At 45.0% G+C, this 25,159-nt stretch carries 21 protein-coding genes; 9 read left to right on the top strand and 12 right to left on the bottom strand.

Translation table 11 applies throughout. The annotated features are described in order from the left end of the window. Positions 1–34: 34 nt before the first annotated feature. Positions 35–1,864: a putative bifunctional diguanylate cyclase/phosphodiesterase gene (locus CAG58_RS06475; protein ID WP_161425924.1), complete on the bottom strand. Its 1,830-nt coding sequence runs from the start codon at positions 1,862–1,864 to the stop codon at positions 35–37. Between the two features lie 284 nt (positions 1,865–2,148). Between CAG58_RS06475 and CAG58_RS06470 the strand changes: the two genes are divergently transcribed. Further along, complete coding sequence (locus CAG58_RS06470; RefSeq protein ID WP_004396986.1) at positions 2,149–2,505, top strand: hypothetical protein; 357 nt, start codon at positions 2,149–2,151, stop codon at positions 2,503–2,505. 102 nt (positions 2,506–2,607) lie between these two features. Continuing rightward, positions 2,608–2,742, top strand: coding sequence for a hypothetical protein (locus CAG58_RS17050; protein WP_004396987.1), 135 nt, complete (start codon positions 2,608–2,610; stop codon positions 2,740–2,742). 53 nt (positions 2,743–2,795) lie between these two features. On the opposite strand, the gene CAG58_RS06465 is transcribed toward CAG58_RS17050, so the two are convergent. Beyond that, on the bottom strand, positions 2,796–3,419 hold the full coding sequence (locus CAG58_RS06465) for a glutaredoxin (protein ID WP_004396988.1): 624 nt from the start codon (positions 3,417–3,419) through the stop codon (positions 2,796–2,798). 265 nt (positions 3,420–3,684) lie between these two features. Further along, on the bottom strand, positions 3,685–4,656 hold the full coding sequence (locus CAG58_RS06460) for a porin (RefSeq protein WP_161425734.1): 972 nt from the start codon (positions 4,654–4,656) through the stop codon (positions 3,685–3,687). 276 nt (positions 4,657–4,932) lie between these two features. On the opposite strand from CAG58_RS06460, the gene CAG58_RS06455 reads away from it, so the two are divergent. Next, the gene (locus CAG58_RS06455; RefSeq protein WP_161425733.1) at positions 4,933–5,547 is read left to right on the top strand and encodes a fumarylacetoacetate hydrolase family protein; all 615 of its coding nucleotides are present in this window, start codon (positions 4,933–4,935) and stop codon (positions 5,545–5,547) included. 70 nt (positions 5,548–5,617) lie between these two features. Beyond that, a complete protein-coding gene (locus tag CAG58_RS06450; protein WP_004396992.1) occupies positions 5,618–6,265 on the top strand; it encodes a LysE family translocator in 648 nt (215 codons plus the stop codon). A gap of 68 nt (positions 6,266–6,333) precedes the next feature. Here the strand turns inward: CAG58_RS06450 and CAG58_RS06445 are convergent, their stop codons facing one another. Beyond that, a complete protein-coding gene (locus CAG58_RS06445; RefSeq protein ID WP_161425732.1) occupies positions 6,334–8,040 on the bottom strand; it encodes a phospho-sugar mutase in 1,707 nt (568 codons plus the stop codon). 377 nt (positions 8,041–8,417) lie between these two features. Here CAG58_RS06445 and aroG point away from each other — a divergent pair, with 377 nt between their 5' ends. Beyond that, a complete protein-coding gene (gene aroG / locus CAG58_RS06440; protein WP_158137072.1) occupies positions 8,418–9,470 on the top strand; it encodes a 3-deoxy-7-phosphoheptulonate synthase AroG in 1,053 nt (350 codons plus the stop codon). Positions 9,471–9,533: 63 nt separating this feature from the next. Here aroG and CAG58_RS06435 read toward each other — a convergent pair whose 3' ends face one another. The 3 genes from CAG58_RS06435 to CAG58_RS06425 all read right to left on the bottom strand — a co-directional run bounded on the left by CAG58_RS06435 (position 9,534) and on the right by CAG58_RS06425 (position 15,343). Beyond that, on the bottom strand, positions 9,534–12,368 hold the full coding sequence (locus tag CAG58_RS06435) for an FAD-binding and (Fe-S)-binding domain-containing protein (RefSeq protein WP_161425915.1): 2,835 nt from the start codon (positions 12,366–12,368) through the stop codon (positions 9,534–9,536). A 25-nt stretch (positions 12,369–12,393) separates the two neighbouring features. Next, the gene (lldD, locus tag CAG58_RS06430) at positions 12,394–13,530 is read right to left on the bottom strand and encodes an FMN-dependent L-lactate dehydrogenase LldD (RefSeq protein ID WP_161425916.1); all 1,137 of its coding nucleotides are present in this window, start codon (positions 13,528–13,530) and stop codon (positions 12,394–12,396) included. A 112-nt stretch (positions 13,531–13,642) separates the two neighbouring features. After that, on the bottom strand, positions 13,643–15,343 hold the full coding sequence (locus CAG58_RS06425) for an L-lactate permease (protein ID WP_161425917.1): 1,701 nt from the start codon (positions 15,341–15,343) through the stop codon (positions 13,643–13,645). A gap of 204 nt (positions 15,344–15,547) precedes the next feature. On the opposite strand from CAG58_RS06425, the gene CAG58_RS06420 reads away from it, so the two are divergent. Continuing rightward, on the top strand, positions 15,548–16,447 hold the full coding sequence (locus CAG58_RS06420) for a LysR family transcriptional regulator (protein WP_004396998.1): 900 nt from the start codon (positions 15,548–15,550) through the stop codon (positions 16,445–16,447). 62 nt (positions 16,448–16,509) lie between these two features. Here CAG58_RS06420 and CAG58_RS06415 read toward each other — a convergent pair whose 3' ends face one another. Further along, positions 16,510–17,004: a hypothetical protein gene (locus CAG58_RS06415; protein ID WP_040905296.1), complete on the bottom strand. Its 495-nt coding sequence runs from the start codon at positions 17,002–17,004 to the stop codon at positions 16,510–16,512. 228 nt (positions 17,005–17,232) lie between these two features. Between CAG58_RS06415 and CAG58_RS06410 the strand changes: the two genes are divergently transcribed. After that, positions 17,233–19,593 (top strand): Lon protease family protein, encoded by a 2,361-nt coding sequence (locus tag CAG58_RS06410; RefSeq protein WP_004396999.1) that lies wholly within the window; start codon positions 17,233–17,235, stop codon positions 19,591–19,593. Positions 19,594–19,644: 51 nt separating this feature from the next. On the opposite strand, the gene CAG58_RS06405 is transcribed toward CAG58_RS06410, so the two are convergent. After that, positions 19,645–20,109 carry a DUF2850 domain-containing protein gene (locus tag CAG58_RS06405; protein WP_040905543.1) on the bottom strand — a complete coding sequence of 155 codons (465 nt, stop codon included), beginning with the start codon at positions 20,107–20,109 and terminating at the stop codon, positions 19,645–19,647. 165 nt (positions 20,110–20,274) lie between these two features. On the opposite strand from CAG58_RS06405, the gene ppnP reads away from it, so the two are divergent. Next, positions 20,275–20,556 carry a pyrimidine/purine nucleoside phosphorylase gene (ppnP, locus tag CAG58_RS06400; RefSeq protein WP_004397000.1) on the top strand — a complete coding sequence of 94 codons (282 nt, stop codon included), beginning with the start codon at positions 20,275–20,277 and terminating at the stop codon, positions 20,554–20,556. Between the two features lie 264 nt (positions 20,557–20,820). Here ppnP and CAG58_RS06395 read toward each other — a convergent pair whose 3' ends face one another. From CAG58_RS06395 to CAG58_RS06385, 3 genes are all read right to left on the bottom strand, one after another. Further along, on the bottom strand, positions 20,821–21,669 hold the full coding sequence (locus tag CAG58_RS06395) for a pirin family protein (protein WP_161425630.1): 849 nt from the start codon (positions 21,667–21,669) through the stop codon (positions 20,821–20,823). A gap of 161 nt (positions 21,670–21,830) precedes the next feature. Continuing rightward, positions 21,831–22,442: an alpha-ketoglutarate-dependent dioxygenase AlkB family protein gene (locus CAG58_RS06390; RefSeq protein WP_161425629.1), complete on the bottom strand. Its 612-nt coding sequence runs from the start codon at positions 22,440–22,442 to the stop codon at positions 21,831–21,833. A 352-nt stretch (positions 22,443–22,794) separates the two neighbouring features. Continuing rightward, on the bottom strand, positions 22,795–24,327 hold the full coding sequence (locus CAG58_RS06385) for a DUF3612 domain-containing protein (protein WP_004397004.1): 1,533 nt from the start codon (positions 24,325–24,327) through the stop codon (positions 22,795–22,797). A gap of 158 nt (positions 24,328–24,485) precedes the next feature. Here CAG58_RS06385 and CAG58_RS06380 point away from each other — a divergent pair, with 158 nt between their 5' ends. Continuing rightward, positions 24,486–25,064 carry a hypothetical protein gene (locus CAG58_RS06380; RefSeq protein ID WP_161425628.1) on the top strand — a complete coding sequence of 193 codons (579 nt, stop codon included), beginning with the start codon at positions 24,486–24,488 and terminating at the stop codon, positions 25,062–25,064. Positions 25,065–25,159: the final 95 nt, after the last annotated feature.

The raw sequence follows: 25,159 nt of genomic DNA, 5'->3' as shown, positions 1-25,159 counted from the left end.
AATCAATAGCTATCAATCCCCCCAAGTAGTTTCATTACAGCTTGGGGGGATTGTTTTGTAAATGACCGATCATCGCCAGTGGCTGCTGAGGCTTAGAAAAATAATAACCTTGAATTGCGTCACAACCCATCTCATATAATTTGTCCAACTCTTGCTGATTTTCTACTCCTTCGGCAATGAGGTCGACATTCAATTGTTTAGCGAGTTGAATGATTAAGCTAATGACATGCTCTGATGTTTTATTGCGTAGTAGATTACGAATGAAAGTGGCATCAATTTTGATACAGTCAATGGGATAACTGTGAATATAATTTAAACTCGAATATCCAGTGCCAAAATCATCTAATGCAATTTTAAAGCCTAGCTCTCGTAATAAATTTAAGCGTTCAGATACCTCACCTGTTTGAGTGAGTAACACGCTTTCGGTCATCTCAATAATAAATTCTGAGGGGTGGAATCCATACTGTTGAATCATTAAATTGAGATGATTTAAATAGTGAGAGGAGTGAGCGAACTCATGGGCTGAGCAGTTGATGCCTAAAGTGACTTTATAGTTAAGCTCTTTTTCTAGTACTTGTTTGGCTTGGCAAGCCAATTCGATAATTCGTTCGCCAAGTTCAATAATTAAACCAGATTGTTCGGCTACCTCGATAAACTCTAAAGGGGAAATCGAACCAAGCTGTTTATTATTCCAGCGTGCTAAGACTTCAAAATAAGACCAGTTAGGCCGATTTCGAAAAACAATCGGTTGTATTTCAATATAGATTTCTGACGTACCTGTTAATGGATTATCTAGCTGAGCGCGTAACGCACTCACTACTTGGGTTCGTCGATAATAATAGTCATTTAAGTGCGTGTCATAACAGCGAACTTGCTGAAGACGCGTTTTTTTACAATCTTTTAAGGCTAAACTAGCATTAAGAATCAATTGATCAGTGGTCATCGGCGGCAATGATTTTTTAGCAATACCGATACTCAAGCGGATTTTAATATGGTGATTGGCATCGCGATAACCTTGATTCAATGTATCGATGATCAGCTGACAAATTTTGAGCGGATCATTGGAAAAGGTAATAAAGGCAAACTCATCTCCCGAGATTCGGAAAACTTGATTCTGTTTATTCACATAATGAAAAATGACATTAGCAACAAACTTAATGACTTGATCGCCAATGTAATGGCCGTAAAGATCATTAATCGATTTGAAATTATCAATATCGAGATAAGCGAGAGTGAAAGATTGATAATTATTATCTACTAAATATTCTAGTTGGTCGGATAAATAGTTACGGTTGAAAAGGTTGGTTAGGCTGTCATGAGAAATTTCATAACTCAACTGTTGAGCGAGACTGTTAAAGCGTTGGTTCATCCATTGATGGACAAGATGATGGCGAACAATGCGAGCAACGGTACAGTGAAGTTCAATCGCCGCATCAAGGGTTATGGGTGGCTCATGAAACGTCGATAGGAGAATACCGAGTATATCCCCATTATCAGCATAAAGCGGAACACCGATATAAGTGATGACTGCGGAATGGTAGAGCGAATGATTATCGTGAAATGGGCGATGAAGTGCATCGTTATGAATGACATACTTTTGTTTACTTCTGATTAACTGCTCATAAACGGTTCCTTTGAGTGAGTAATCGCAGGCAAGCGCATGGGGCTCTTTACCCGCATAGCTCAACGTCCTACCTTTATAGAGAGATTTATCGACCTCTATTAAATAAGTCGCCCAAGAATTCAAATGGCTATGCAAGGCCTGCACTGCACGTTGATAAAGGTCTGAGCTATCTAGTAAAAGAAGCTCATTAATTGTATCAAGACTCGCTGTATTTTGAGTCAAAACGCTGGTTGCTACCATAACCTTCTCACTTTTACTGATCCCCATGCTCACTGTAAGTGGTCGCACTCGATTATGAATGAAAAAACATTCATAGCATTTGATTGCAACCTATCAACTATGGATGAGGATCGGTCATTTTTCCACCGTTTCCATCAGTAATTGCTTAGCTGTATTTTGTGATGAAAAATCAATAACGATGACATAACTCGTCGTGAGGCAGAGATCGAACAGTACCATCACCTAACCTTCGCATCTTGTAGTGACTTGGGTATAATTACCTGACTCAATTTATAGGAAATATCATGCAACAGAATCAATTTGAGGCTTTGGTTGAAAGCCTTTGCCAATGGTCAACGCTTCCTCAAGTTCTTGAGGTACTCAAACAGTCGGATGATCAAGACATTGCTGAGGCCGCCGCTTCGTTAACGGGACAATTTGCGCTGGCTGAGGTTGACGGTGAACAGCGTATCTATCACGTCACCACTGAGATTGATGAGCAAGGTCAAGAACAGGAGTTTGTCGAGCATGTGATGAATGAAGGTGAGGATGTAATTAAGTTTATTGCTTGGTTTTTTGAGTCTCAGTTTTCAGTTAAGCACAAAGAGACTTACCAGGCTGCAGGAAAAACCTATCAGCAACCGAAACGGACAGTGAAGTAATTTAACAACATTAATTTGTGATCTAAGTCTTGTTTTGGCTTTTTGTTATGCTATTATCAGCGCGTTAAGTAATTAAATTACAAAAATGGGTGAGGTAATATCATGGGTAACGATTTAGGTTCAGCCTATATTGGTCAACTTATCGCCAAGCAGATGATGCATGAAGCGTTGTACGGTAAGGTAAAACCAAAGAAGAAATCTTTCATTAAAAGCGTATGGAAAAAGCTCAGTAAGTAAGCTGGGTATAGAGAATATTAAAAAGCCCTGAGTCATCGACTCGGGGCTTTTGGCTATTTTTTCGCTAATGAAATAACGTTATTGAGTGGCTCATCTTGTGGTGAAAGCGTTTTTGGATGCTCAAGCAGCCAAGTTTGCAACGCATCGTATCCCCCGATGTATTGCCCATCTAACCAGATCTGTGGAACGGTGACTGGAGTCTTTGCCCCAATGATGGCTTTGACTTCTGGGATCATTCGATAGAGAGCAGCACTATTTTTGACGACATCAAAATACTGAAAGCGAATGCCAGCTTCCTGTAATGCGAGCTTGGCTTTTTGACAATAAGGACAAGAGGCTTTACCGTAAACAATATTGCCTTGCAAGGTATCACGTTGTACCCATTGTTCGATCACCGCTTGTATAAGAACCCCTCGGTTGAGGGCTTCACCTTGGCTAATCACTTTTCCCTCGACAATCACAATCGGAGCGTGCCAAGCACCGTATTTCAGTGGTTCCCACCAATGACTAAGCCAATCTTTGCTTTGTAAATTGATCTCGATTCCAGCCAGTTCATGGGTAAAAGTATCCTCAAGGATATCGTGAGTAAGCGTACATTCACCACAGGGAATATTGACTTTGAAAGGTCCGAATTGACCAGCCCAACGGTATAGAGTGATGTTGATTGGTGTCGCCATAAGTAACCTCGACGGTGGCTAGAGAAGTGAGCGGTTGACCGTATCTTTAAGCGGCTTAGAAATAACGTCCGTTAAGTATATAAGAATTTTTATGGGTGCAGAGAGTTTATCGTCAGAAAAATAAAACGACCAATGGGGTTGGAGCCGTTGAGAGATAACTTTTGACAAAATGAGGTCATCTTTGCGGATACGGCAGTAATAGCAATGAAAAGGGCCAAGCGGAGCTTGGCCAAAAAGGACAGTATGCAATGGAGTTTATGAAACATTAAAAATCGTAACGTAATCCAAAACGTAGAGTATCTTCACTCTGAGTCTCAACGCCATTGACGACAACATCATCAAGGTTGTTCAGTTTATAGGAGATGTAGCTACGTAAAGCAGAATTGAATTGATAGTAAGCGGCAAGTTCGAAGAAATCGGCGCTATCTGTTTTGTTTCCAGAGACTTTATCTTCACTTTTGCCGTAAACGCCTTTCAACGTCATCTGTTTGTTTAACTTATAAGCGGCGGCAAGCTCTAGAGCATTAAATTCACTATTGGCTTTATCATCATTATCACCAAAAGAGTAAGTCGCCCCTAGCGATAATGCATCAAGTTTATAGCCCACGCCGAGTAACCATTGATTTTGCTTACCTTTACCGACGCCATTGTCACCGGCTGAGTAGGCAGCACCAAGATCCAGCCCGATAGGTAAAGAATACAACCCAGAAATACCATATAAATCGGCATTATCTTTACTATTAGCGGCATAGGTTGCTTGCAGATTAAGTGCGTCAAATTGACCACGGTACGCAATCACACTGTCTGTTTTATCAGAGGCTGAGCTGATGTACTGTTGGATTCCTGAAAACTCAGTGGTATCGGTGAGGTCAGAAATTTGTACAGCAGCCATGTTTTGCTTACCGAATGAAAGATCACCGATATTGGTCGCAAAACCGACATACATGTAGCGATTTTTAAACTCTGAGGTTCCGGTATTTTGTTCCGCTTCGTAAAAAGCAAATCCTCTTAGGTCATCGGCAACTTGAGTTGAGCCTCTTACATTCAAACGAGCGCGCGTATTATCTTTCATTGTGCCATCAATTTCTGCGCCTTTATCGCCGATAAAGTCGCCACGAAATTCAACGCGACCACCAATTCTCAACTCCGTGCCATCAGCACTATAAACGGTTGCGGCTAAAGATGATCCAGAGACCAATGTGGCGAGAATGGCGGTTGTCACTGCTGCTTGTTTCATTATTATTACCCTATTTAGTAAATTGAGCTTCATGCTCTATGGTTGGTTTGAGAGTAAGGTAGAACGTTTAGATGACGATTTGATTGCTCAAATGTGACGATTAGATTTTGTTTTTATTGAAGAAAAAAGACTCGACGATGTTTTCATTTACGTTCACTGGAAGCGGGAAGTGAATCTATTTATAGCGTGTTTTTTGATGGTTATCTTTCGACGAAGGCTTGGCGATTTTTTAAGATAGGTTACACTTTGTGCTCACTCATTATTCAAGGACGAGCGATGAACGCGGTACGTTATGAACAACAATTGGTTTACCCATCAAAAATACTGTGTGTCGGGCGTAACTATGTCGAACACATCAAAGAGCTCAATAATTCGTTACCAGAGCAAATGGTGGTCTTCAATAAGCCCAACAGCAGTATTGCAAAACAATTACATGCCTATCATCAAGAAACCTTGCATTACGAATCGGAGATTTGTTTTCTTATCCGCAATGGTGAATATGCGGGTGTCGGGCTTGGGCTTGATTTAACCAAGCGTGCTTTACAATCTCAGCTCAAGCAAAAGCAGCTACCTTGGGAGCGGGCGAAAGCGTTCGATGGCTCGGCTGTCTTTAGCCGTTTTATTGATTTAACAGGGATAGATATCGCCACTTTACAGTTAGAGCTATACATTAACTGTGTGCGAGTACAATGTGGTGGCGTTGCGCAGATGATTTTTTCTCCCGCGCAGATTTTAAGCGATCTTCAATCTTATACTACCTTGCTGGATAACGATGTGGTGATGACGGGGACGCCACAAGGGGTTGGTGAGGTGCATCGCGGCGATGTTTTTCTTGGCCGTTTAAAATCTGCCGAGCAAACCTTGATCGAAGTGGAATGGTTGGCTGAATAGCTTCCTCAATAGCAATCTCACTGGGTTTAAGATAGAATCTGCGACTTTGTGCTGCTATTGAGCGATGATAATGATTGATTTGACTATTTTACCGCTGTATCTCACCGCGGTGATTGCGTTGCTGTTAATTCCCGGCCCCGATATGCTGTTAATTGCCAGTTCTAGCTTGAGCTATGGGCGTAAAGTCGGGGTGTTTGCTAGCTTAGGTAATGCGACTTCGGGCGTTATTTTAACCTTACTCGCTGCCCTTGGTGTTTCGGCGATGGTGGCAATGAGTCCAGTCGCGCTCACTATCTTGCAAGTATTAGGCGCTGGTTATTTGTTGAAAATGGGCGTTGATTGCCTGCGCACTAGCGCCAGTATTGCGCCAAGTTTATCAACAGAAGTCACCTTGAGCAGCACGTTTTACCAACGCGCCTTGGTGAGTAACTTGTTAAATCCCAAAGCGTTAGTATTTTTTGTGATGTTTTTACCCCAGTTTGTGTCGAGCAATGTGCCAGCAAGCTCTGGTGAACAGATGCTGGTGCTGGGGATTTTACTCAATATCTGTGGGTTACTGTTTAATTTACTGTTGGTGGGTTTAGTCGGTTGGGGCGGGCATGTCTTGCTCGAGAATGCCAAGTTTCGTTTATATCAGCATAAGCTGATGGGCGGGATCTTTTTCTTGCTCGCCTTATGGATGCTGAGTGACCTATTGCTTAACTTTCTGTCTATTTAAAGCCATTGCAGCGTTATCTCTTGTTATCAACCCTCGCTTTATCGTTATAAAGCGAGGGTTGAATTTATTTATACTAGGCTGTTTTGATGTTCGCTGATCAGCAGTGCCATTTGTTCTTCAGCACGTAGCTCAGCCTCAGAAAAACTCTCGTCTGCGGCAAATGTTCCAACCACTTCATAGTAGCATTTCAGTTTCGGCTCGGTTCCTGATGGGCGAACAATCACTCGCGCTCCGTCTTGTAAATGATAAATCAGTACATCACTACTTGGCCAAGTGAGTGGTTCTGTTGTGCCATCTTGATGATGACGAACGGCGAGTTTTAAATCATCGTAACTGACGACAGGCTTACCAGCAATCGTATGCGGAGGCGTCGCACGTAGACGATCGCCAATGGGTGGCGTGTCTGGTGCTAAAGCAATACTGCGTTGTGTTGTTACGTACAAGCCGTGTTGACGATATAACGCTTCTAGTTGATCCCAAATGGTTTTACCTTGGCTGTACAGCTCTGCCGCGAGTTGGGCAAAGGCGACCATAGCGGATAAGCCATCTTTATCCCAAACGCTATTACCGACGGTGTAGCCTAAGGCTTCTTCGTAAGCAAATAGGAACGGATGTTGCTCTGATTGTTTGGCCATTGCCACATTGGTTAACCATTTAAAACCGGTTAGTGTTTGGTAATAAACCGCGCCATGAGCGGCGGCAATTTTACTGAGCAGGCTAGAAGAGACGATGGTATTTCCGACCAGTGGTGCTTGGTGCGCGGTATGGCGGAGCAGGTAATCGCCGAGTAATGCACCGACCTGATCGCCCGTCAGCATTTGATAACCGCCTGTAGGTTTCGCTAAGGCAGCCGCGAAACGGTCGGCATCGGGGTCATTAGCGCAGGCGAGCTCGGCATTCACCGATTCCGCCAAGGCGATGACTCTATCCATCGCACCGGCTTCTTCAGGGTTAGGGAAGTTAACTGTCGGGAAGCTGCCGTCGGGTTCGCGCTGCTCTTTGACGCTCAGTACCTTATTAAATCCGGCATCAGCGAGCAGGGTTTCTGCCATTTCGGCACCAACGCCGTGCATGGCGGTATAAGCGATGGTCACGCTAGACGGATCAGTGTGATGCTGCAGCAATGGACTGGCGTTAATGGTTTGTCGATAGGTCTGGTAATAATCATCTTGCAGCCAAACCAATAACCCTTGTTGCTGGGCTTTATCCAATCCTAGAGTTGGAATGCTTTGTGTTGCGGCTAAATCAATTTGACTGGCAATGCCTGAGTCATGGGGAGCAATGATCTGCGCGCCATTTTCCCAGTAGACTTTAAAGCCATTATATTCTGGAGGGTTATGGCTGGCAGTAACGACCACTGCTGCTGCGGCTTGAAAATGTTTGACACCAAATGCCACTACCGGAGTAGGCGCTACTTTATAGGTAAGATACACCTTAATGCCTAAAGCGGTCAGTACCGAAGCGGTATCTTGAGCAAATTGCTGTGAATCTGGGCGGCCATCATAGCCAATCACCACGCCTCGTTGTTTGGCATTGTCGACTTGTTGGATCAGATAATGACCCAGTCCGACAGCGGTTTCTTGTATCACTAAGCGATTCATGCGGTTAGGGCCGCAGCCGACTTTACCGCGTAGGCCAGCGGTGCCAAATTCTAAGCGGGATTTAAAGCGATCTTCAATTTCATCCTGTTGTTGGTTATCAATTAAAGTTTGTAATTCTTTTCGGGTACGGAGGTCTGGATCTCTTGCTAACCAGAGCGTGACGTTATTGTTCATCGTGGTCACCTTTGATAGATAGTGTCAGTGGAGACATTGTAAGTAATATTTATTCTCATTAATGGGCGCGCAATCGCTAAACGCTTTATCTTCTTGCTATAGCAACGGATGTTCAGTCAACTCAGCAGCGTCAAGCAAAAAGGCCAGCCATCATTGGAGTCGATTTAAAAAGTATATTCAAGTCACTTGAAGATGAACATGTTTAATGGTGTAAATTTTAAATTACACATTGTTGTTTTTGTATTGAGTGGGTGATGGTTGAAAATTACTAAAAATAGTGCTTGCGATTGCTTGGTGAAGTGGTTAAGTTACTTACAGAGCATAACCGAGCAGTGATGGGAACACCTGCAGTAATCAGTAATAGGAAGAAGTAAGCGATGTATCAAACCGATGATGTCAATATAAAACGTATCAAACAATTGCTGCCTCCAGTAGCCGTATTAGAGAAATTTCCTGCCAGTGAAGCTGCTTCTTCAACCACATTTCAAGCCCGTGAAGCGATTCATAACATTTTACATGACCAAGATGATCGTTTGTTGGTAGTGATTGGCCCTTGTTCCATTCATGATCCTAAAGCGGCGATTGAATATGGCCAGCGCTTGAAAGCCTTGCGTGATGAATTGAGTGGTCATCTTGAGGTGGTGATGCGGGTATATTTTGAAAAACCGCGTACTACAGTGGGCTGGAAAGGACTGATTAACGACCCGTATCTCGATGATTCTTATGAAATTAATGATGGTCTACGCATTGGTCGTAAACTGTTACTTGATTTAACCGATATGGGAATGCCAACCGCCAGTGAGTTCTTGGATATGATCACGCCGCAATATGTCGCGGATTTGATCAGCTGGGGAGCGATTGGCGCTCGTACAACCGAGTCTCAAGTGCATCGCGAGTTGTCTTCGGGACTTTCATGTCCAGTGGGATTTAAAAATGGCACCGATGGCAATATTAAAATTGCTACTGATGCGATTCGTTCTGCCAGTGCTTCGCACCACTTTTTATCGGTGACTAAATTTGGTCATTCGGCGATTGTAGAAACGGCGGGTAATCCTGATTGTCATATTATTCTACGTGGCGGCAAAGAGCCTAATTATAGCGCTGAACATGTTGCGTCGATTAAACAAGAGCTAGAAGTCTCCGGTTTAAAACAGAAAGTGATGATTGACTTTAGTCACGCCAATAGCTCTAAGCAGTATCAGCGACAAATGGTGGTGGCAGATGACGTTTGTGCGCAGCTACGTGCTGGTGAGCACGCCATCTTTGGGGTGATGATTGAATCTCATCTAGTGGCTGGTCGTCAGGACTTAGTCGATGGTCAAGCACCGACGTATGGGCAGTCAATTACTGATGCATGTATCGGTTGGGATGATACTGAAAAAGTATTACGCCAGCTTGCGCAAGCGGTGGAAGCGCGTCGTAACCTGTAAGGGATTTCGTTTCTGGTCGATAAAAAATAGGCGCTGAATCAGCGCCTATTTTATTCAATCAACTTAACTATTTGGCCTCGATACTTCATCCAATAAATACAAAATGGATTGATAAGGGATCCCGCTGTGATGGGATAAGCCGATTTCACAAGTCCGACTATTACTAAAACCACGTTGGCAGCTGGCGGGTACTTGTTGTTTTAGCGAGTGAACGGCAGCTTGGTTGAGCTCTGGCGTGGTAAAGCCTTTGTCACCAGCAAAACCGCAGCATTGAATATGCTCAGGAACAATCACGTTTGATACGCAAGCTTGCGCGACCGCTAACATGGTATTCTCAAGCGCCATTTTACGTGAGCTACAGGTGATGTGTAGCATGACCGTTTCTTGTTTTGGAGTAATGCTTAAATGCTCTAAAACATACTGGTTGATAAAGCCTGCCGGTTCAAAAATCTGCATTGGCTGGGTAAAGTGATCCATACTGCGTTTTGCACATGGGCTGGTATCGATGAGTACTGGATAGCGGCCCTGTTCACTGGCTTGCCACAATGCTTGTTCTAATTGCTGCGCTTTTTGGGTGGCAATATCAAACATCCCCTTACTGTCATAAGGCATACCACAGCATTGAGAAGAGACATTGTTTGGGATAATAACCTCAAAGCCGGCTTTGTTGAGCAGGGATAAAGTTACTTCCGTTAGTGGCCGTGGATCGAGAGCGTCGTTGCCTTGCGCCATCGTCCGACTGGCGCAAGAGGGCAGATAAACGACTTTTTTATCGCGTCTCGGTAAATTCGCCGCGTGTTTTTCCAGTGGATAGCGATTGGCGCGAGGCAGTTCCGCTGTCCACAAGGGTGTTTTGCCTTTGCTGATTTTGCGTAAGCTTTGACTGAGCTGACTGACTCGCGCTTCTCCGCAGAGGCTTGTTGCCAGTTGATTGACTTTAAGCCCTGTTGTCACCAGTGCGGTGGTGGTGGCGAAATGATCGGCTGTCCAGCGCGCAATCGGGGTAAATTTGGCGTATTTTGCTTGGCGCAGTTGTTTAATTAAATCGCCCGTGTTGATGCCCACTGGGCAGCGCTCGGCACATAGGCCCGTGGCGGCGCAAGTATCGATACCTTGATACTGGAAAACATCCGCCAGCTCGCTTGCGGCAACCTCTTCTCCGGCTCGGCTGCGACGTTGTAATTCGCGATACAGCACGATCCGCTGGCGAGGAGATAAAGTCAGCGTCCGTGATGGACACACTGGCTCACAGAATCCACATTCAATGCAGCGATCGACCAGTGGGTCTGCAGCTGGCATGGGTTTAAGATTTTTGAGGTGCGTATGAGGATCGGTGTTGATGATGACCCCAGGATTGAGCAGCCCTTGCGGATCAAACAGACTTTTGATGCGCTGCATCAGGGCGTAGCCTTCTTTGCCCCATTCTAGCTCGACATAAGGAGCCATGTTACGCCCCGTACCATGTTCGGCTTTTAACGACCCTTGATATTTGACCGCGACCAGTTCCGCTACCGCATCCATAAATGCGCCATAGCGGTCTATTTCAGCTTGCTGTTCAAAGCCTTGAGTGAAGACAAAGTGCAAGTTGCCTTCTAGGGCGTGACCAAAGATGATCGCTTCGTGATAACCGTACTCATCGAATAGCGTTTGCAGTTCACGAACGCCAGCGGCGAGTTTTTCAACCGGAAAGGCCACATCTTCGATGATCACTGTCGTGCCGACTTCACGGACTGCGCCGACGGCAGGGAACATGCCTTTACGAATGCCCCATAGGGTAGCAACAGTCTGGCTATGGCTAGTGAACGGCACCGATTGAATGATCTGATAATCGCTGAGGCTGTCGATAATGGTTTGGCACTGACTATCGAGTTCGACTTGTTGACTGGCGTGTGATTCCACCAATAAAGCGCAGGCCTCGATGTCGAGTTCGGCAATAAAGTCTGGCATGCCAGGTTTATCGGCGACAGAACGGAGCGCACGACCATCCATGAGTTCCACCGCAGCAACTGGCGTACTGGACAAGGTGGTCACCGCTTGGCAGGCTTGTTCAATAGTGGCAAAAACCAAGAGCGCTGAGGCTTTGTAGCGATGTTCAACTACGGTGTTATAGGTAATATCAGCGATAAAGCCGAGTGTGCCTTCCGAGCCGATGAGAAGATGCTCGATGATCTCGATCGGATCGTGATAGTCAATGAGCGCATTAAGGGCATAACCGGTGGTATTTTTTAAGCGATATTTGTGACGAATTTGTTCAGTGAGCGGAGTATTGGCGCGAGTGTGCGCGGCTAACGTTTCAATGCCCGCGAGCAAGTCTGCTTTGCGGCGTTTGAAGTCAGCAATACTTTGCTCATCTCGGGTATCAAGCACGACGCCGTCAGCAAAAACGATTTTCATGCTATCAACGGTACGATAAGAGTTGTGCGCGGTACCGCAACACATGCCACTCGCATTATTAGCGGCGATGCCGCCAATTTTACAAGTATTGATTGAGGCGGGATCAGGACCAATTTTACGTTGGTAAGGGGCAAGGTATTTATTCGCGTCCGCGCCGATAACCCCCGGTTGTAGGCGAATTTTATGGCCGTCATCAAGAATTTGATGCTCACGCCAATCATCGGTTAAGGTGATTAAGACAGAATCAGACACCGCCTGACCAGATAAGCTGGTGCCAGCGGCGCGAAAAGTAAAATGAATGCCCAGCTCAGCGCAGCTTTGAATAGTAAATATCACTTCATCAAGAGACTGTAAACGTAAGACGATTTTAGGCACTAAGCGATAAAAACTGGCGTCAGTACCATACGCTAAACGCTGCGCTGGCTGAGTAATGATGCGCTCACTAGCAACGCGGGTTGCCAGTTGAGTGATCAGTTGCTGATAGTGTGAGGGTAACTCACTCATGTTGAACTCCTGTTTTCACCACGGACTAACGGTTCACCAAAGAATCACGGGAGAGATCTTGCACCCGTTTAGCACCGGTTAAGGTCATTGCAACGCGCATCTCTTTGTCAAATAAATCCAGTAAATGTTCAACACCGGCTTGACCTTGCGCCGCTAATGCGTAAATAAAAGCGCGGCCCAGTAAAGTGCAATCTGCCCCTAAGGCAAGCATTCTGACCACATCCAATCCGCTACGGATGCCAGAATCGACCAGAATTTTTAAATCGCCTTTTACCGCATCGGCAATACTGGGTAATGCCTGCGCAGTAGACAGTACGCCATCTAACTGACGTCCACCGTGGTTAGAGACCACAATGCCATCAGCGCCAAAGCGTACCGCATCTTTGGCATCTTCGACGTCTAAAATGCCTTTGATCACCATCGGGCCATCCCAGAAGTCACGGATCCATTCGAGATCTTGCCAACTGATTGACGGGTCGAAATTATTCCCCAGCCAGCCAATATAATCTTCGAGTTTAGTCGGCGTCCCGCGATAGGTCGAAATATTGCCCAGATCGTGTGGTTTACCCAATAAGCCCACATCCCATGCCCAGCGAGGATGCGTCATCGCTTGCAGAATGCGTCGGCTTGCCGCATTGGGACCGCTCATTCCAGAATGCATATCACGATAGCGCGCACCGGGAACGGGCATATCGACCGTAAACACTAAAGTCGTCACGCCTGCCGCCTTGGCGCGCTCTAAGACGTTTTTCATAAAGCCGCGATCTTTCAATACATAAAGCTGAAACCACATTGGACGAGTCAGCGTTGCGGTGACTTCTTCAATCGGACACACCGACACCGTCGATAGGGTAAAGGGAATTCCTTTATTGGCGGCAGCGTGCGCGGCTTGTACTTCACCACGACGAGCGTACATGCCGGTTAACCCTACCGGAGCTAAGGCGATAGGCATAGCCAGCGATTCGCCAAAAAGCTCAGTCTCAAGGCTTAATTCGGACATATCATTGAGCACCCGTTGGCGTAGGGCGATATCGGCTAAATCGGTAGTATTTCGACGTAGTGTGTCTTCGCGATACGATCCGCCATCAATATAATGGAAAAGAAAAGGCGGCAGTTTAGCTTGGGCGGCAGCGCGAAAATCAGTCGAGGCGGAGATGATCATGGTTTGTATCCTTATAACAACGGGATCGTGGATAACCTAATAAGTAAGGCGCGGCAGCGAGCGTTGTGTGTTGGCTACCGCGGTAAATATTAACAGCAGAATCGGTCGGTCATCAGCGTTCAGCGAGCATCAACACATCGCTGAAATTAAACCCGTACACGATCACCATGCCGATAATGGCAGTGGCGGTGAGATAATACGCCGTCGGGATGATGGTTTTACGCAAGGTGGCTCCTTCACGGCCCAGTAAACCGACCGTGGCTGAGGCTGCGACCACGTTATGAATCGCGACCATATTACCGGCAGCGGCGCCCACGGCTTGCAGTGCGACGACGACCACGGTAGAGATATTGAGTGTCTGCGCCACTTCAAATTGAAACTGGCTAAACATCATGTTTGAAACCGTGTTTGAGCCGGCAATAAAAGCGCCTAAAGCACCCACGGTGGCGCTCAGCGCAGGAAAGGCTTGCCCAACTAACCCGGCAGCGAAATTGGCGGTAGTCACAGGCATGCTGGCCAGATCAGCGCCGTTAACGCCAGAATTAATAAAAATTCGTACCATAGGAATAGTAAAGACCAACACAAAACCAGCCCCGACTAAGGTTTTACTCGATTCACCGACGGCTTTTAGTAATGGCGTCACACTGCGAGATTGTAAAAGCACCGCTAATAAGGCGACAAAGACTAAGATGCCACCGGGCAGATAAAGCGGATCAATCGATGTGCTGACTCCGGTTTCACCAAGGATGTTATTAAAGCTCAGTTGAACGCTAAGCAGCATGGCTTTGAATTCACTGCTGACCCGGCTAGCAACCAGAATGACCGCCAGTAACACATAGGGTGCCCACGCTAAGGCCAGTCCCATAGGCTTGGCTTTCATTTCATCAAGATTCATTTTTAATGATCCCAGCCATTCGCTAGGCCATTCTTTTTCAGCCGGAAATTCCCAAGTGCTTTTCGGTACTAAAAAGCCCTTTTTCGCGGCGGTGACGACAACGGCTAAACTGACTAATCCACCGATCAGTGAAGGGAATTCAGCGCCTAAAAAGACCCCCGTTAGCGCATAAGGCAGCGTAAAGGCCAAACCGGCAAACAGCGCAAAAGGTAAGATATCTAACCCTTCGGTCCAACTGCGGTTTTTACCGAAAAATCGCGTCAGCATCATTGCCATCAGCACTGGCATTAAAATACCAACAACCGCATGAGTGAGTGCAACACCGGCGGTGATTTGCTGTAAGTAGGCGTCCCAACTTGAACCATTAGCCACTAAGGTTTCGCTAATGTTGTGGGTATCTAGTCCACGGTTAACGCCAACAATGATCGGCGTACCCACCGCTCCGAATGAGACTGGCGTTGATTGAATCATCATCCCCATTAACACCGCGGCTAAGGCAGGAAAGCCAATCGCAACCAACAAAGGGGCGGCAATGGCCGCTGGTGTACCAAAACCAGAAGCGCCTTCGATGAAGGAGCCAAAACACCAAGCAATGATGATCGCTTGTACGCGACGGTCGGGGGATATATCGATAAAACCGTTACGAATAGTAGTAATGGCGCCGGTGTGCTTGAGAGTATTGAGTAGCAATATTGCGCCAAACACGATCCATAACACGGAAACGGTGATGCCGAGCCCTTGCAAAGTTGAAGCGAATACGCGAGTTATCGACATATCCCAAAAAATCAAAGCGATAGCAACCGTTAAGGCAAATGCGACCGGCATGGCTTTTTTGGCTGGCCAATTTAATCCGACCAATAGCACGGCTGCGACAACAATGGGTGAAAACGCAATCAGCGCCAGTAGGGTGTCACTCATGAAAGACTTCCTCGTCCTTTGAACTCTTCATCAATAATGATGACTTAACACGTGCAGTAGGGTACGAGTTAAGCAATGTAAGCTCGGGTTGTTTAATTTTTATAGTTGTGATGGTCTTGTTAATTGTAGGTGAATTTACTCCTTTATTTTTTGAGGATATAGGGAAATAATGAAAATAATTAGTTCTTAAAATGGTATAATCGAATGCGCGCAGATGATTTAATTCTGTTTTCTCAAGTCATTGAGCTCGGGAGCTTTAGTAAGGCTGCGGAACAAAATAATCTTACCAATTCAGTAGTTAGCAAAAGAATCGCCCGTTTAGAAGAAGAGCTGGCGGTACAGTTACTCTATCGTACCACCCGCAAATTAACCTTAACCGAAGCGGGGAAAGCCTTGTTGATCAGTGCAAGAAATGTGAAGCAAGCCACGCAAGAAGCGATGGATGCCCTGTCAGGCTTTGGTGAAAATGTCAGCGGTCACATTAAAATGTCGGTGCCGACCATCTCTGGAGACTTATTGCTCGCTGATGCGGTCGCGGAATTTTGTAATCGTTATCCTGGATTAACGGTAGATATGTCGCTGGATAATCGGTTTGTTGATTTAGTTGAAGGTGGTTTTGACTTAGTGATCCGTACGGGTTATTTGGATGACTCGAGTTTGATCGCGCGGCATATATTGGATTCGCAATGGGTTGTCTGTGCATCGCCCGCATACCTTGCCCGCCATGGTCAGCTGATCATGCCTGAGCAGCTTGTGGCTCATAATTGTTTACAATACGCCTATCAAACCACCGGAGCCAGTGATTGGGAGTTTAAAAGCCCGACAGGTAACCGGATAGTGAAAGTTTCGGGCAGCTTTTCTACCGATAATGCGACAGCATTACGTAAAGCAGCATTAGGTGGCCACGGTATTGCTTATGTGCCGCGCTGTTTGGTGTACCATGATTTTAGAGAAGGGACATTAATCGACCTATTTCCAGATCAGGTCGGCAAAAAATTGGGGATTTACGCGGTATACCCGTTTACACGTCAACCACCCAATAAAGTTCGTTTATTGATTGAACATATCCGCCAGCGTTATTTAGCGATTGCTGACTATTTTTAATCGCCCCTATTTTTAAGCTGAAAGTGTTTATTCCGTTAATCGTTAGACCCGACGGTTGGTGTTTAGTTGAGTCGTGTCGCGCTCGTCGACTGCCCTTGCTGATGTTTCAGTTGAGTAAAGTAGCGATGGACTTTTTCAATATTGGCATACTCTAACTGCCACGACGCTGCTCTTTGCGCATGGCAAAAAGCATTAATGTGTTCGAGTAAGTCGTGGCTGTTGCTGTCTAAGACACTGGCGACGGATCTGACCAATGGACTGTTTTCGATGGATAAAAATTGCAGTAACGCATAACTTTGGTTGAGTACTTGATAAGCGCCTTGCTGCTGTCCCATCGTATTAAGAATTTCAGATTGGTACACTGCGCAGTCTCGCAGTCCACTGATTAAACACACCAACTGACAAGGTTTGGTTTGAGTACTTTGTGCCGCGTAATGCAAATGTTGTGGGAGGTAGGCTAATACTTGCTCAAACAGATAATGAGCTTCAGGCCAATGCCCTTGATTGACCAATTTCTCAGCTTTTTGGTAGTAGCTCCAGCACTGATTAAGATCCATCGTGACTCCGGTGTTGGTGAGGTTGTGGGACCCTATTTAAAGACAACTTGCCATCAAATGCAACTGGTTATCATTTGCGTCTTCATCATTGGCGCTGGTGCTTATTTGCCCAATTAAGCGTGAATTAGTAGTAAGTCACTAAAAAGATTGTGCTTTTCTTCTACACTTAAGCTACAAATAAAGAAAATTAATTTAAATATAACAATCATAAAAAAATAAGGAGGGGGTATGGCGATTCAAAATTTGAGTGTTGAGCAGCTCTATCACGTTGCAACACTAGATAATTTGCCATGTAAATCGACCAAAGAGTTAGCTCCCATTGATGAGATTGTTGGTCAAGAGCGCGCGCAAAAAGCGGTTGAATTTGCGATGTCGATAAAAGAAAAGGGCTATAACATTTATGCCATTGGACGTAATGGATTGGGTAAACGAACCATGATCTTACGTTACTTAAATCGCCATCAGCCAGAAAATAATGCGCTATTTGATTGGTGTTATGTGGCTAATTTTGATGATATTCGTACACCACGAGTGCTTAAGCTTCCGTCTGGTGTTGGCCAGAAATTTCGTCAAGATATTGAAAAGTTGATGACCAAATTGGTCAATGCTATTCCGTTAGCGTTTGATAATGAACTCTACTTTAGCCGAGCGGACCGCTTAAAAAACCAACTCGCCCAAAAGCAGGAACAAGAATTAGCAGCCATTACCTTACGTGCCAAAGAGCGTGATATTAGTTTAAGTATCACTAACCAAGGTGAATATCAGTTTGTCGCCATGAATGGCGAAGAAATGCATACCGAAGAAACGTTTGATGCGCTGAGTAAAAAAGAGCAAGAGCATTTTGCGCAGACGATTGATGAGTTAGAAGTCAGCTTACGCAATATGGTCCGCCAGCTCACTGAGTGGGAGGAAGCGTACAGCGAAAAAATTAAAAAGCTCAATGATGATGTGACGCTCGATGTGATCAGTCATTTTATTAAACAGCTTAAAATCGATTATTCTAAGTACCCTGAAATCAAAAGCTACTTAACCGAATTACAAAAAGATATCGTCGAAAATGTTGAGATCTTTTTGGATGAAACGGGAGAGCAAGGGGAGCTCGCTACCGCGGCGTTGGATAAAAAGTTACCACGTCGTTATAAAGTGAATGTGCTGGTTTGTCGCGCGTCGCAAGAATTTCCGGTGGTGGTCGAAGAAAACCCTAACTATCACTCCTTGTTTGGCTATATTGAAACGGCGACCTATAAAGGAACGGTGTTTACCGATTTTTCACTGATCCGCGCTGGTAGTTTACATAAAGCCAACGGCGGCGTGCTGCTAATGGATGCGGTTAAAGTATTAGAGCAGCCCTATGTATGGGATGGCTTAAAACGTGCTCTGCGTTCACGTCAGCTCAGCTTCACCTCGCTAGAAAAAGAAGTGACTTTAACCGGAACGGTATCGCTCGATCCTGAACCGATACCACTAGATGTCAAAATCATCTTATTTGGTGATTATCGTACTTATGAATTATTAACGCATTACGATCCGGAGTTCAGCGAGCTGTTTCGAGTCACCGCTGATTTTGAAGACGAGATGAAGCGTACGCCAGAAAGTGAGCTGCATTATGCCCGTTTCATTTCAAGTATTGTCCATGATAACAATATGTTGCATTGTGATCGCAAAGCGATTGCGCGAATTATTGAACACAGTTCGCGAATGACCAGCGATCAAAACAAGCTCTCTTTACATTCCGCGCATATTGCCAATTTATTGCGTGAATCTAATTACGTCGCTCGCCAAGCCAATTCTAATATGATTCGCCAAAATCATGTGGAAGAAGCGCTGTGCAACCAACAAATGCGAGTCAATCGTCTTCAAGAAGGCGTAATGGAAACCTTCCTTAATGGCACTACGTTACTGCAGACTGAAGGCTCTGCGGTGGGGCAGATCAATGCCTTATCGGTGTTAGCGACCAGCGATCATGCCTTTGGTGCACCAAACCGAATTACGGCGACCACATCGTTTGGTGATGGCGATATTATTGATATTGAACGCAGCGTGGATTTAGGGGGCAGTATCCACTCAAAAGGAGTAATGATACTTTCTGCTTATTTAAATTCGGTGTTTGGCCGAACGGCGCGAGTACCGTTAACCACCACCATTACTTTTGAACAATCGTACGGTGGGGTGGATGGCGATAGTGCCAGCATGGCTGAGTTTTGCGCTATTGTGTCAGCATTTTCCAAGCAACCCAATCGGCAAGATATTGCGATTACTGGTTCAATGAATCAGTTTGGTGAAGCGCAGCCGATTGGCGGTGTTAATGAGAAAATTGAAGGCTTCTTCGATGTGTGTAATATTAAAGGCCGTCATTCTCAACAAGGCGTGATTATTCCTCGTTCTAATCAGCATCATTTGATGCTACGGGCGGATATTCTCAAAGCGGTGGAAAAGGGTGAATTCCATATTTGGGTGATTGACCATGTGACAGAAGCGATTGAGCTCTTTACTGGAAAACCCGCTGGTGTTGCAACAGAAGATGGCAGCTATCCCGTGGATACGATTTTTGGTTTGGCTCAGGCTAAATTAAACGCACTACGCAAATAATCATAGGCTGGTCGTCACGCTTAACCTTCTTAATGGCTCCTTCGGGAGCCATTATCGTTCCCTGAAATGCTCTGAGACGGCTGAACGACGGCTAGGTCCAGGTTCAGTGGAAATGGTGTGCTCATAGCCCGCACGTATAAAACGTTGGTGAGGCAGCGGAGGTTCAACTCGTCGCATCTGCGGTGAGTCAGTGGTTCCCGAAAGTTGATAAATCGTTTCGCCAGTGCCAGTTCGGATGGCGATGGTCTTGCCATCAAATTCAAATTGCGTGGCAATTAAACGATGATCACGAAATACGCCTTGTTCATTAAAGGTGAGAACTTCAGTTAAATGGCTTGGTGCGCCGATTTCAATCCAAGAACCGTGCACGTTCTTCGGATTAATGTAATCGCGATAACTAACGAGAATTAATAGCGTAAATCCGACAGATAATAGACTTAATATTAGCCAGAAGAGGACTTTAAATAGAAACGATTGACTATCAGGGCGGTATTTTCGGCTAGGTTTTTTTCTAATAACCACATCATTCTCTCAAAGTATTTAGGATTTATTACGTAAAGCCTTTAGGTAAGCTGAGTATAGCATATTGTCATTAAAGCTAAGCTAATGATATCTTGAGTATCTGTTAAGTGATGAGTGGAAAACGCCACTCAAACTATTTTATCTCAGAAAAGGAATACCATGATTAAGGAAAATAGCTACTTTGATGGCAATGTGAAATCTTTAGGTTTTCAGCAGCATGGCGAGTCAATGACCGTAGGTGTGATGGCTCCTGGAGAGTATACCTTTGCGACGGATGCTCCGGAGAAAATGACCGTTATCAAAGGGTCATTAACCATTAAACGCACGAGCGATCAACACTGGTTAACGTTTCATAGTGGAGAGTGTTTTGACGTTGATGGTCATTCATCGTTTGATTTACAAGTGTCGCAAGCCACTGCTTATTTGTGTGAATTTTTATAGCCGTGCGTTTTTAGGTCATAATAGGCGCTGACGTTTCCAGCAAGCCAAAAAAAGCCACACTCATTAATGGGTGTGGCAAAAACAAAAATATCCGGCAGTGGTTTTATTTTTGTTTAATAGCCGACCTTATGGTCGAATGGACAGTAAACTTACTCTTCTTTTCTACGTACAGCGGCAGCTGTCTTTGTCTCGTCATCGAGTTTGTTGATGAGGGCTGACCATAACTCTAAGTCTAAGTCGTTTGGGTATAGAGTTATCAGGCAATTAGTAGGTGGAAAATAATCCTGCATTATAATCAGCAATCGCTTGTTCAATCTCTTGGTGACTATTCATCACAAAAGGACCGTAATGAACCACCGGTTCGTTAATCGGCTCCCCCGCTAAAATCAATACACCGCTGGCTTCGTTGGCCGATAATTCAAGTGCAGCGTTGCGAGAAAGTACCGCGAGTTCGCCTTGTTTTAAGCTCTTCCCTACCACGTTCACCGCGCCTTGATACGCATAAAGCAACACGTTGTAGTGCTCAGGGATGACTAAAGCGATATCACTGGATGATTGAGCACGCCAGTCGGCAACGATAGTGGCGACGCCAGTTTGAGTTAGCGGACCTTGCAACGTTTGCCCGTTGATAGCGAGCTTTCCAGCGATGAGTCTTAGCGTACCCAGTGCATCTTCTGAATATTCAGTTATCGTTTCAGGTTGAAAATCATGATATTGAGCCGGTGCCATTTTGTTTTTCGCTGGTTGATTAATCCAAATTTGGAAACCGTGCAATTGACCTTGTTCCATGATTGGCATTTCGCTATGAATAACCCCTCGGCCCGCGGCCATCCATTGGGCACCGCCACTGCGTAATTCGCCGACATTACCCATTTGATCGCGATGTTGAAAGTGCCCTTGCAACATATAGGTTAAGGTTTCAATGCCTCGATGAGGATGAGGAGGAAACCCTCCAATGTAATCGGCACTATGATCCGATTTCAATTCATCTACCATTAGGAAAGGGGAGAATCTGCCATGGTTAAAACCAGCGACACGACGAATTTTCACTCCGTCTCCATCCGAGGTCGCTCGGGCGGGAATTAGCTGTTCGATGACTCGTAAGGTGTTCATGATCGTGCTCCATCATTAGAGGATGATCATAGCTTACTGATTGCTGGCTCAAAAAGGAGCACAGAGAGTTGAGGATGTCATTCAAAATTTTTGAATATCAATAGTCTCTTTCGGTACTTTTCCGAACGTAAGAACGAGGTTGGCGTTCATAGAGACTCAGATCAACCAATGATCTGTCTAAATGTGAGATTGATTCTTGGTTGGCAGGATTGACGAGTTTTAGGAATGGTGTGCTGCCAATAGTGCTGTGTATCTCCAGCCATCACTAATAATGAGCCATGGCTGAGTTCAAAGATTAATTTTTCTTTACTTTGAATATGGCGCAGCGCAAAGCGCCGAGTTGCGCCTAATGATAGTGAAGCGATGACGGGTTGGTGACCTAATTCCGGTTCATTATCTTGGTGCCAACCCATCGAATCTTGACCATGGCGATAGAGATTCGCCAGAACCGAATTAAATGGCTGATTTGCAACTCGTTCACATTGTGCTTTAAGAGGGAGTAATACTGCTGCCCACGCTTGTGGCGCTAAACTTAAGCCTGAATAGCGATAAGCTTTTTCACCGTACCAAGCGTGCAGGCGAGGCTGCATGATTGGTTTACCAAACATCATGATCGCTTGTTGTTGCCAGTTGAGTTCAAGCGACAGGCGTTGATAAGCGTTATCGGCTTGTTCCATGGATAAAAAATCTGGGATCCACAGTAATTGTCCATCATTGATCGTTAGCCATGATGGCGTTGGTGTAGATTCAGGGATAGAAACTGGAGTTGGCATCATTATTCTCAGTTAATCATTTTTTGATAGGTTGGATGTTTCAAGGTTGAGAGAAACCGAGAAGTAGAGGGTTATCGGATCATTGCATTTTGCACCGAATTTGCAAAATGCAAAATCACTATGAGATCGGTTGTAATGAAACGGACGCTTTTTCGCCATATTCGCCTTAAATTGCTTGATTAAGTGGTTTGAAAAAGTTGGCACGCTATGTGCTTTATAATATATGACCCTTTTAAGCCGAGGGTCACCTAGCCAACTGACGTTGTTAGTGAACCTCTTTGTTCACACAAAATATAGCCAATCGCACCTTTTTGCGGTTGGCTTTTTTTTACGTTGTTTTTCTTGTCAACGATCAACGCTGCTCGGTTTGATTGGCGCATTTATCGTAACAACTGGGTACTCTCGGGCACACCGCACCACGTGAACAAATCAATCTTGCTTGATTATCAATCCCACGCTCAATCCAATTAATATTGAGAATTTTTGCAATGGTTAGCAAATCTTTTTTAATGTGTCTCGGGATGATGGTTGAACCTCCTTGTTGAACACAAGAGGCTTTGAGTTCTTCGGCAATCGAGCGGGCATCGCCACCTTGAGCATTAATGGCGGGATTAAGATCAATGCCAGCACATAGCACACGGTTATTCCCTGCAGCATCAGACATATTCATTGATTCACAACAGTAAATACGCGGTTCATCACCGACATTTAAAATGGAAATTTGTGCTGAGCTACCGGGTAAAGGCTCAGACAAACGACGAAACACCGCCCAGTGTTGGCAAGGGTCATCAACTTTACGCATATTCCCCCAAGGTAGGGGTATGCCATTACCACGATACACCGCTTTAAGTTTGCCTTCGCCATAGGCATCAAAATAGTGCCAGTGAGGGTAGGGAGAGACGACGGTCATCCGGCGCATGGCAACCGAAGGGGATACTCCGGCTTTTTGATGTACGGAGATTTCATAGCCATTACGATCCAACAGTTGGCGAAAGGGAACTTTGGGGCATAATAGAGCGCCAGCAAAAAAGCTCGATTCAAAATCACGCCATGCTTGCAAAATATCTTGTGAGTTAAGCTCGGAGGTTTGCTGAAGATCGCTCTGCGCTTCCCAGCCATGAGTATGCCCAACCGAAAGCACACTTTTTAATCCCTCTTTACTGTGTAAAACATTATGGCCAATGTACACCGCTAAGTCGTATTTCAGGCGTGTCGGATACTGTTTTAAAATCTCATTAAGATAAATGTTTCCCGGTGGTTCAAAAAAAGAAGTGACTAACTGTTTGGCGCTGATCCCCAATTCATCGACCACATCATGCGGTGTACGTGTCACCCAACGTATGGTCAATCCTAGGCTTTTAGCGATATCGATTAAATCTTCTACGGCCAAATTAAGACGTTTTAGTCCAACCTCCTCTGCCGCACGTTCTAGATCGGGGAAGTGATTTTGTAAACTTTCTTGATGGGCCCGGATCAGCAGATGAGCAAACTGGCGGCCGGTGATCCCGGTTTGTGAGAGCATTTCGGGAATCGCAATCTGTAAAATATCATTAGAAAATAGAAAGCTAGGTTCAAGTGCCATCCCACTGATCCCACCTCGATTGCCCTTATTAGGTGTAATGTCGGCCTGTTCGGGTTCGTCGTCTAAAAACCAACGCGGATCTTTTTGAAAGACTTCAGCAATCACTTCGAGCATTTCTACGCTAGGAACTCGCTTGCCTCGTTCAATCATAGAGAGATAAGAGACGGAAGGAGCGTATTCAGGATTAACCCGTATACAGCGCGCTGATAAATCTTCCATGGTTAAGTGGTTGCGTTTACGCAAGTTTCTTACCTTGGTGCCTAAAAAATGTGACTGTCTGACTAAGCTTTTTGATATGGCCATTTTGTAAAATTCACATTGTAAAATTTTTGTTGTGAAATTGTAGTAAAAAACCCGCTAGTCTACAAACTAAGCCAGTCACAGAATTGAATGAAAATTAAACATCAGTTTGAAGTAATGGCTCTAGGACACAATAAATAGTTATCCACGAGGGAACGACAATGAATATGCTGACATTCGATAAGACTAACATTCAATCAACTCAACATCCGTTTATCGCTGAAGCTGTCTTCGCCGTGGAGACAACCAGCGCAAATCAACAACGAGAAAGACAAGCCAAAGCTAAGCAATTAATGGATCGTTTATTTCCGCTAGAAAGTGGTTCGCATCAAGAAGTCACCAGTTATGTGATCGATTACCACCATGTACTGGCGTATTTTAAAGATGGTCGTCACAGCGGTTTACAATATCCGAAACAGTTTGTCGCCTTTACCGGCAGTAAAGATCAGCCTTGTTCAATTCTCTTTCGAGAAGGGGATGGAAGCCATGTTGAACTGCTATTAGGTTGCTTACGCGGTACTGGCTGTGTGGAATTGGTTGAGATAGAAGATATTCAGTTAGAAACCTGCACCACGTTTAGACAGCAAATCAATAATCAAATGGCTAATACTGCGATTCGTCATTGGATAAGCTTGATCAAAGGGAATGCGCACGGTAAAGCGCAAGCCTGTAGCGAAGATAAGGAATATACGGCAAAAAGTGGTGAAGACTACTGTCTTAATTACGCTTTTCACTTATAAATTTGCCATTAAAATCAATAATCTGGTTGGGCGACTTGTTTTAAGTCGCTGACCATCTACCTTGATAGTGGATTGAATGGGTATTAATTAATGGC

The organism is Vibrio sp. V31_P5A7T61, from assembly GCF_009904895.1.
Lineage (GTDB): Bacteria > Pseudomonadota > Gammaproteobacteria > Enterobacterales > Vibrionaceae > Vibrio > Vibrio metschnikovii.
Note: the sequence above shows the minus strand (reverse complement) of the source record. Positions and strands in the feature narration are given on the sequence as shown.

Bases quoted from the DNA above. Each gene is read 5' to 3' on its own strand.
- CAG58_RS06475 (WP_161425924.1), bottom strand. From the start codon at position 1,864: ATGGTAGCAACCAGCGTTTTGACTCAAAATACAGCGAGTCTTGATACA.
- CAG58_RS06470 (WP_004396986.1), top strand. From the start codon at position 2,149: ATGCAACAGAATCAATTTGAGGCTTTGGTTGAAAGCCTTTGCCAATGG.
- CAG58_RS17050 (WP_004396987.1), top strand. From the start codon at position 2,608: ATGGGTAACGATTTAGGTTCAGCCTATATTGGTCAACTTATCGCCAAG.
- CAG58_RS06465 (WP_004396988.1), bottom strand. From the start codon at position 3,419: ATGGCGACACCAATCAACATCACTCTATACCGTTGGGCTGGTCAATTC.
- CAG58_RS06460 (WP_161425734.1), bottom strand. From the start codon at position 4,656: ATGAAACAAGCAGCAGTGACAACCGCCATTCTCGCCACATTGGTCTCT.
- CAG58_RS06455 (WP_161425733.1), top strand. From the start codon at position 4,933: ATGAACGCGGTACGTTATGAACAACAATTGGTTTACCCATCAAAAATA.
- CAG58_RS06450 (WP_004396992.1), top strand. From the start codon at position 5,618: ATGATTGATTTGACTATTTTACCGCTGTATCTCACCGCGGTGATTGCG.
- CAG58_RS06445 (WP_161425732.1), bottom strand. From the start codon at position 8,040: ATGAACAATAACGTCACGCTCTGGTTAGCAAGAGATCCAGACCTCCGT.
- aroG (WP_158137072.1), top strand. From the start codon at position 8,418: ATGTATCAAACCGATGATGTCAATATAAAACGTATCAAACAATTGCTG.
- CAG58_RS06435 (WP_161425915.1), bottom strand. From the start codon at position 12,368: ATGAGTGAGTTACCCTCACACTATCAGCAACTGATCACTCAACTGGCA.
- lldD (WP_161425916.1), bottom strand. From the start codon at position 13,530: ATGATCATCTCCGCCTCGACTGATTTTCGCGCTGCCGCCCAAGCTAAA.
- CAG58_RS06425 (WP_161425917.1), bottom strand. From the start codon at position 15,343: ATGAGTGACACCCTACTGGCGCTGATTGCGTTTTCACCCATTGTTGTC.
- CAG58_RS06420 (WP_004396998.1), top strand. From the start codon at position 15,548: ATGCGCGCAGATGATTTAATTCTGTTTTCTCAAGTCATTGAGCTCGGG.
- CAG58_RS06415 (WP_040905296.1), bottom strand. From the start codon at position 17,004: ATGGATCTTAATCAGTGCTGGAGCTACTACCAAAAAGCTGAGAAATTG.
- CAG58_RS06410 (WP_004396999.1), top strand. From the start codon at position 17,233: ATGGCGATTCAAAATTTGAGTGTTGAGCAGCTCTATCACGTTGCAACA.
- ppnP (WP_004397000.1), top strand. From the start codon at position 20,275: ATGATTAAGGAAAATAGCTACTTTGATGGCAATGTGAAATCTTTAGGT.
- CAG58_RS06395 (WP_161425630.1), bottom strand. From the start codon at position 21,669: ATGAACACCTTACGAGTCATCGAACAGCTAATTCCCGCCCGAGCGACC.
- CAG58_RS06390 (WP_161425629.1), bottom strand. From the start codon at position 22,442: ATGCCAACTCCAGTTTCTATCCCTGAATCTACACCAACGCCATCATGG.
- CAG58_RS06385 (WP_004397004.1), bottom strand. From the start codon at position 24,327: ATGGCCATATCAAAAAGCTTAGTCAGACAGTCACATTTTTTAGGCACC.
- CAG58_RS06380 (WP_161425628.1), top strand. From the start codon at position 24,486: ATGAATATGCTGACATTCGATAAGACTAACATTCAATCAACTCAACAT.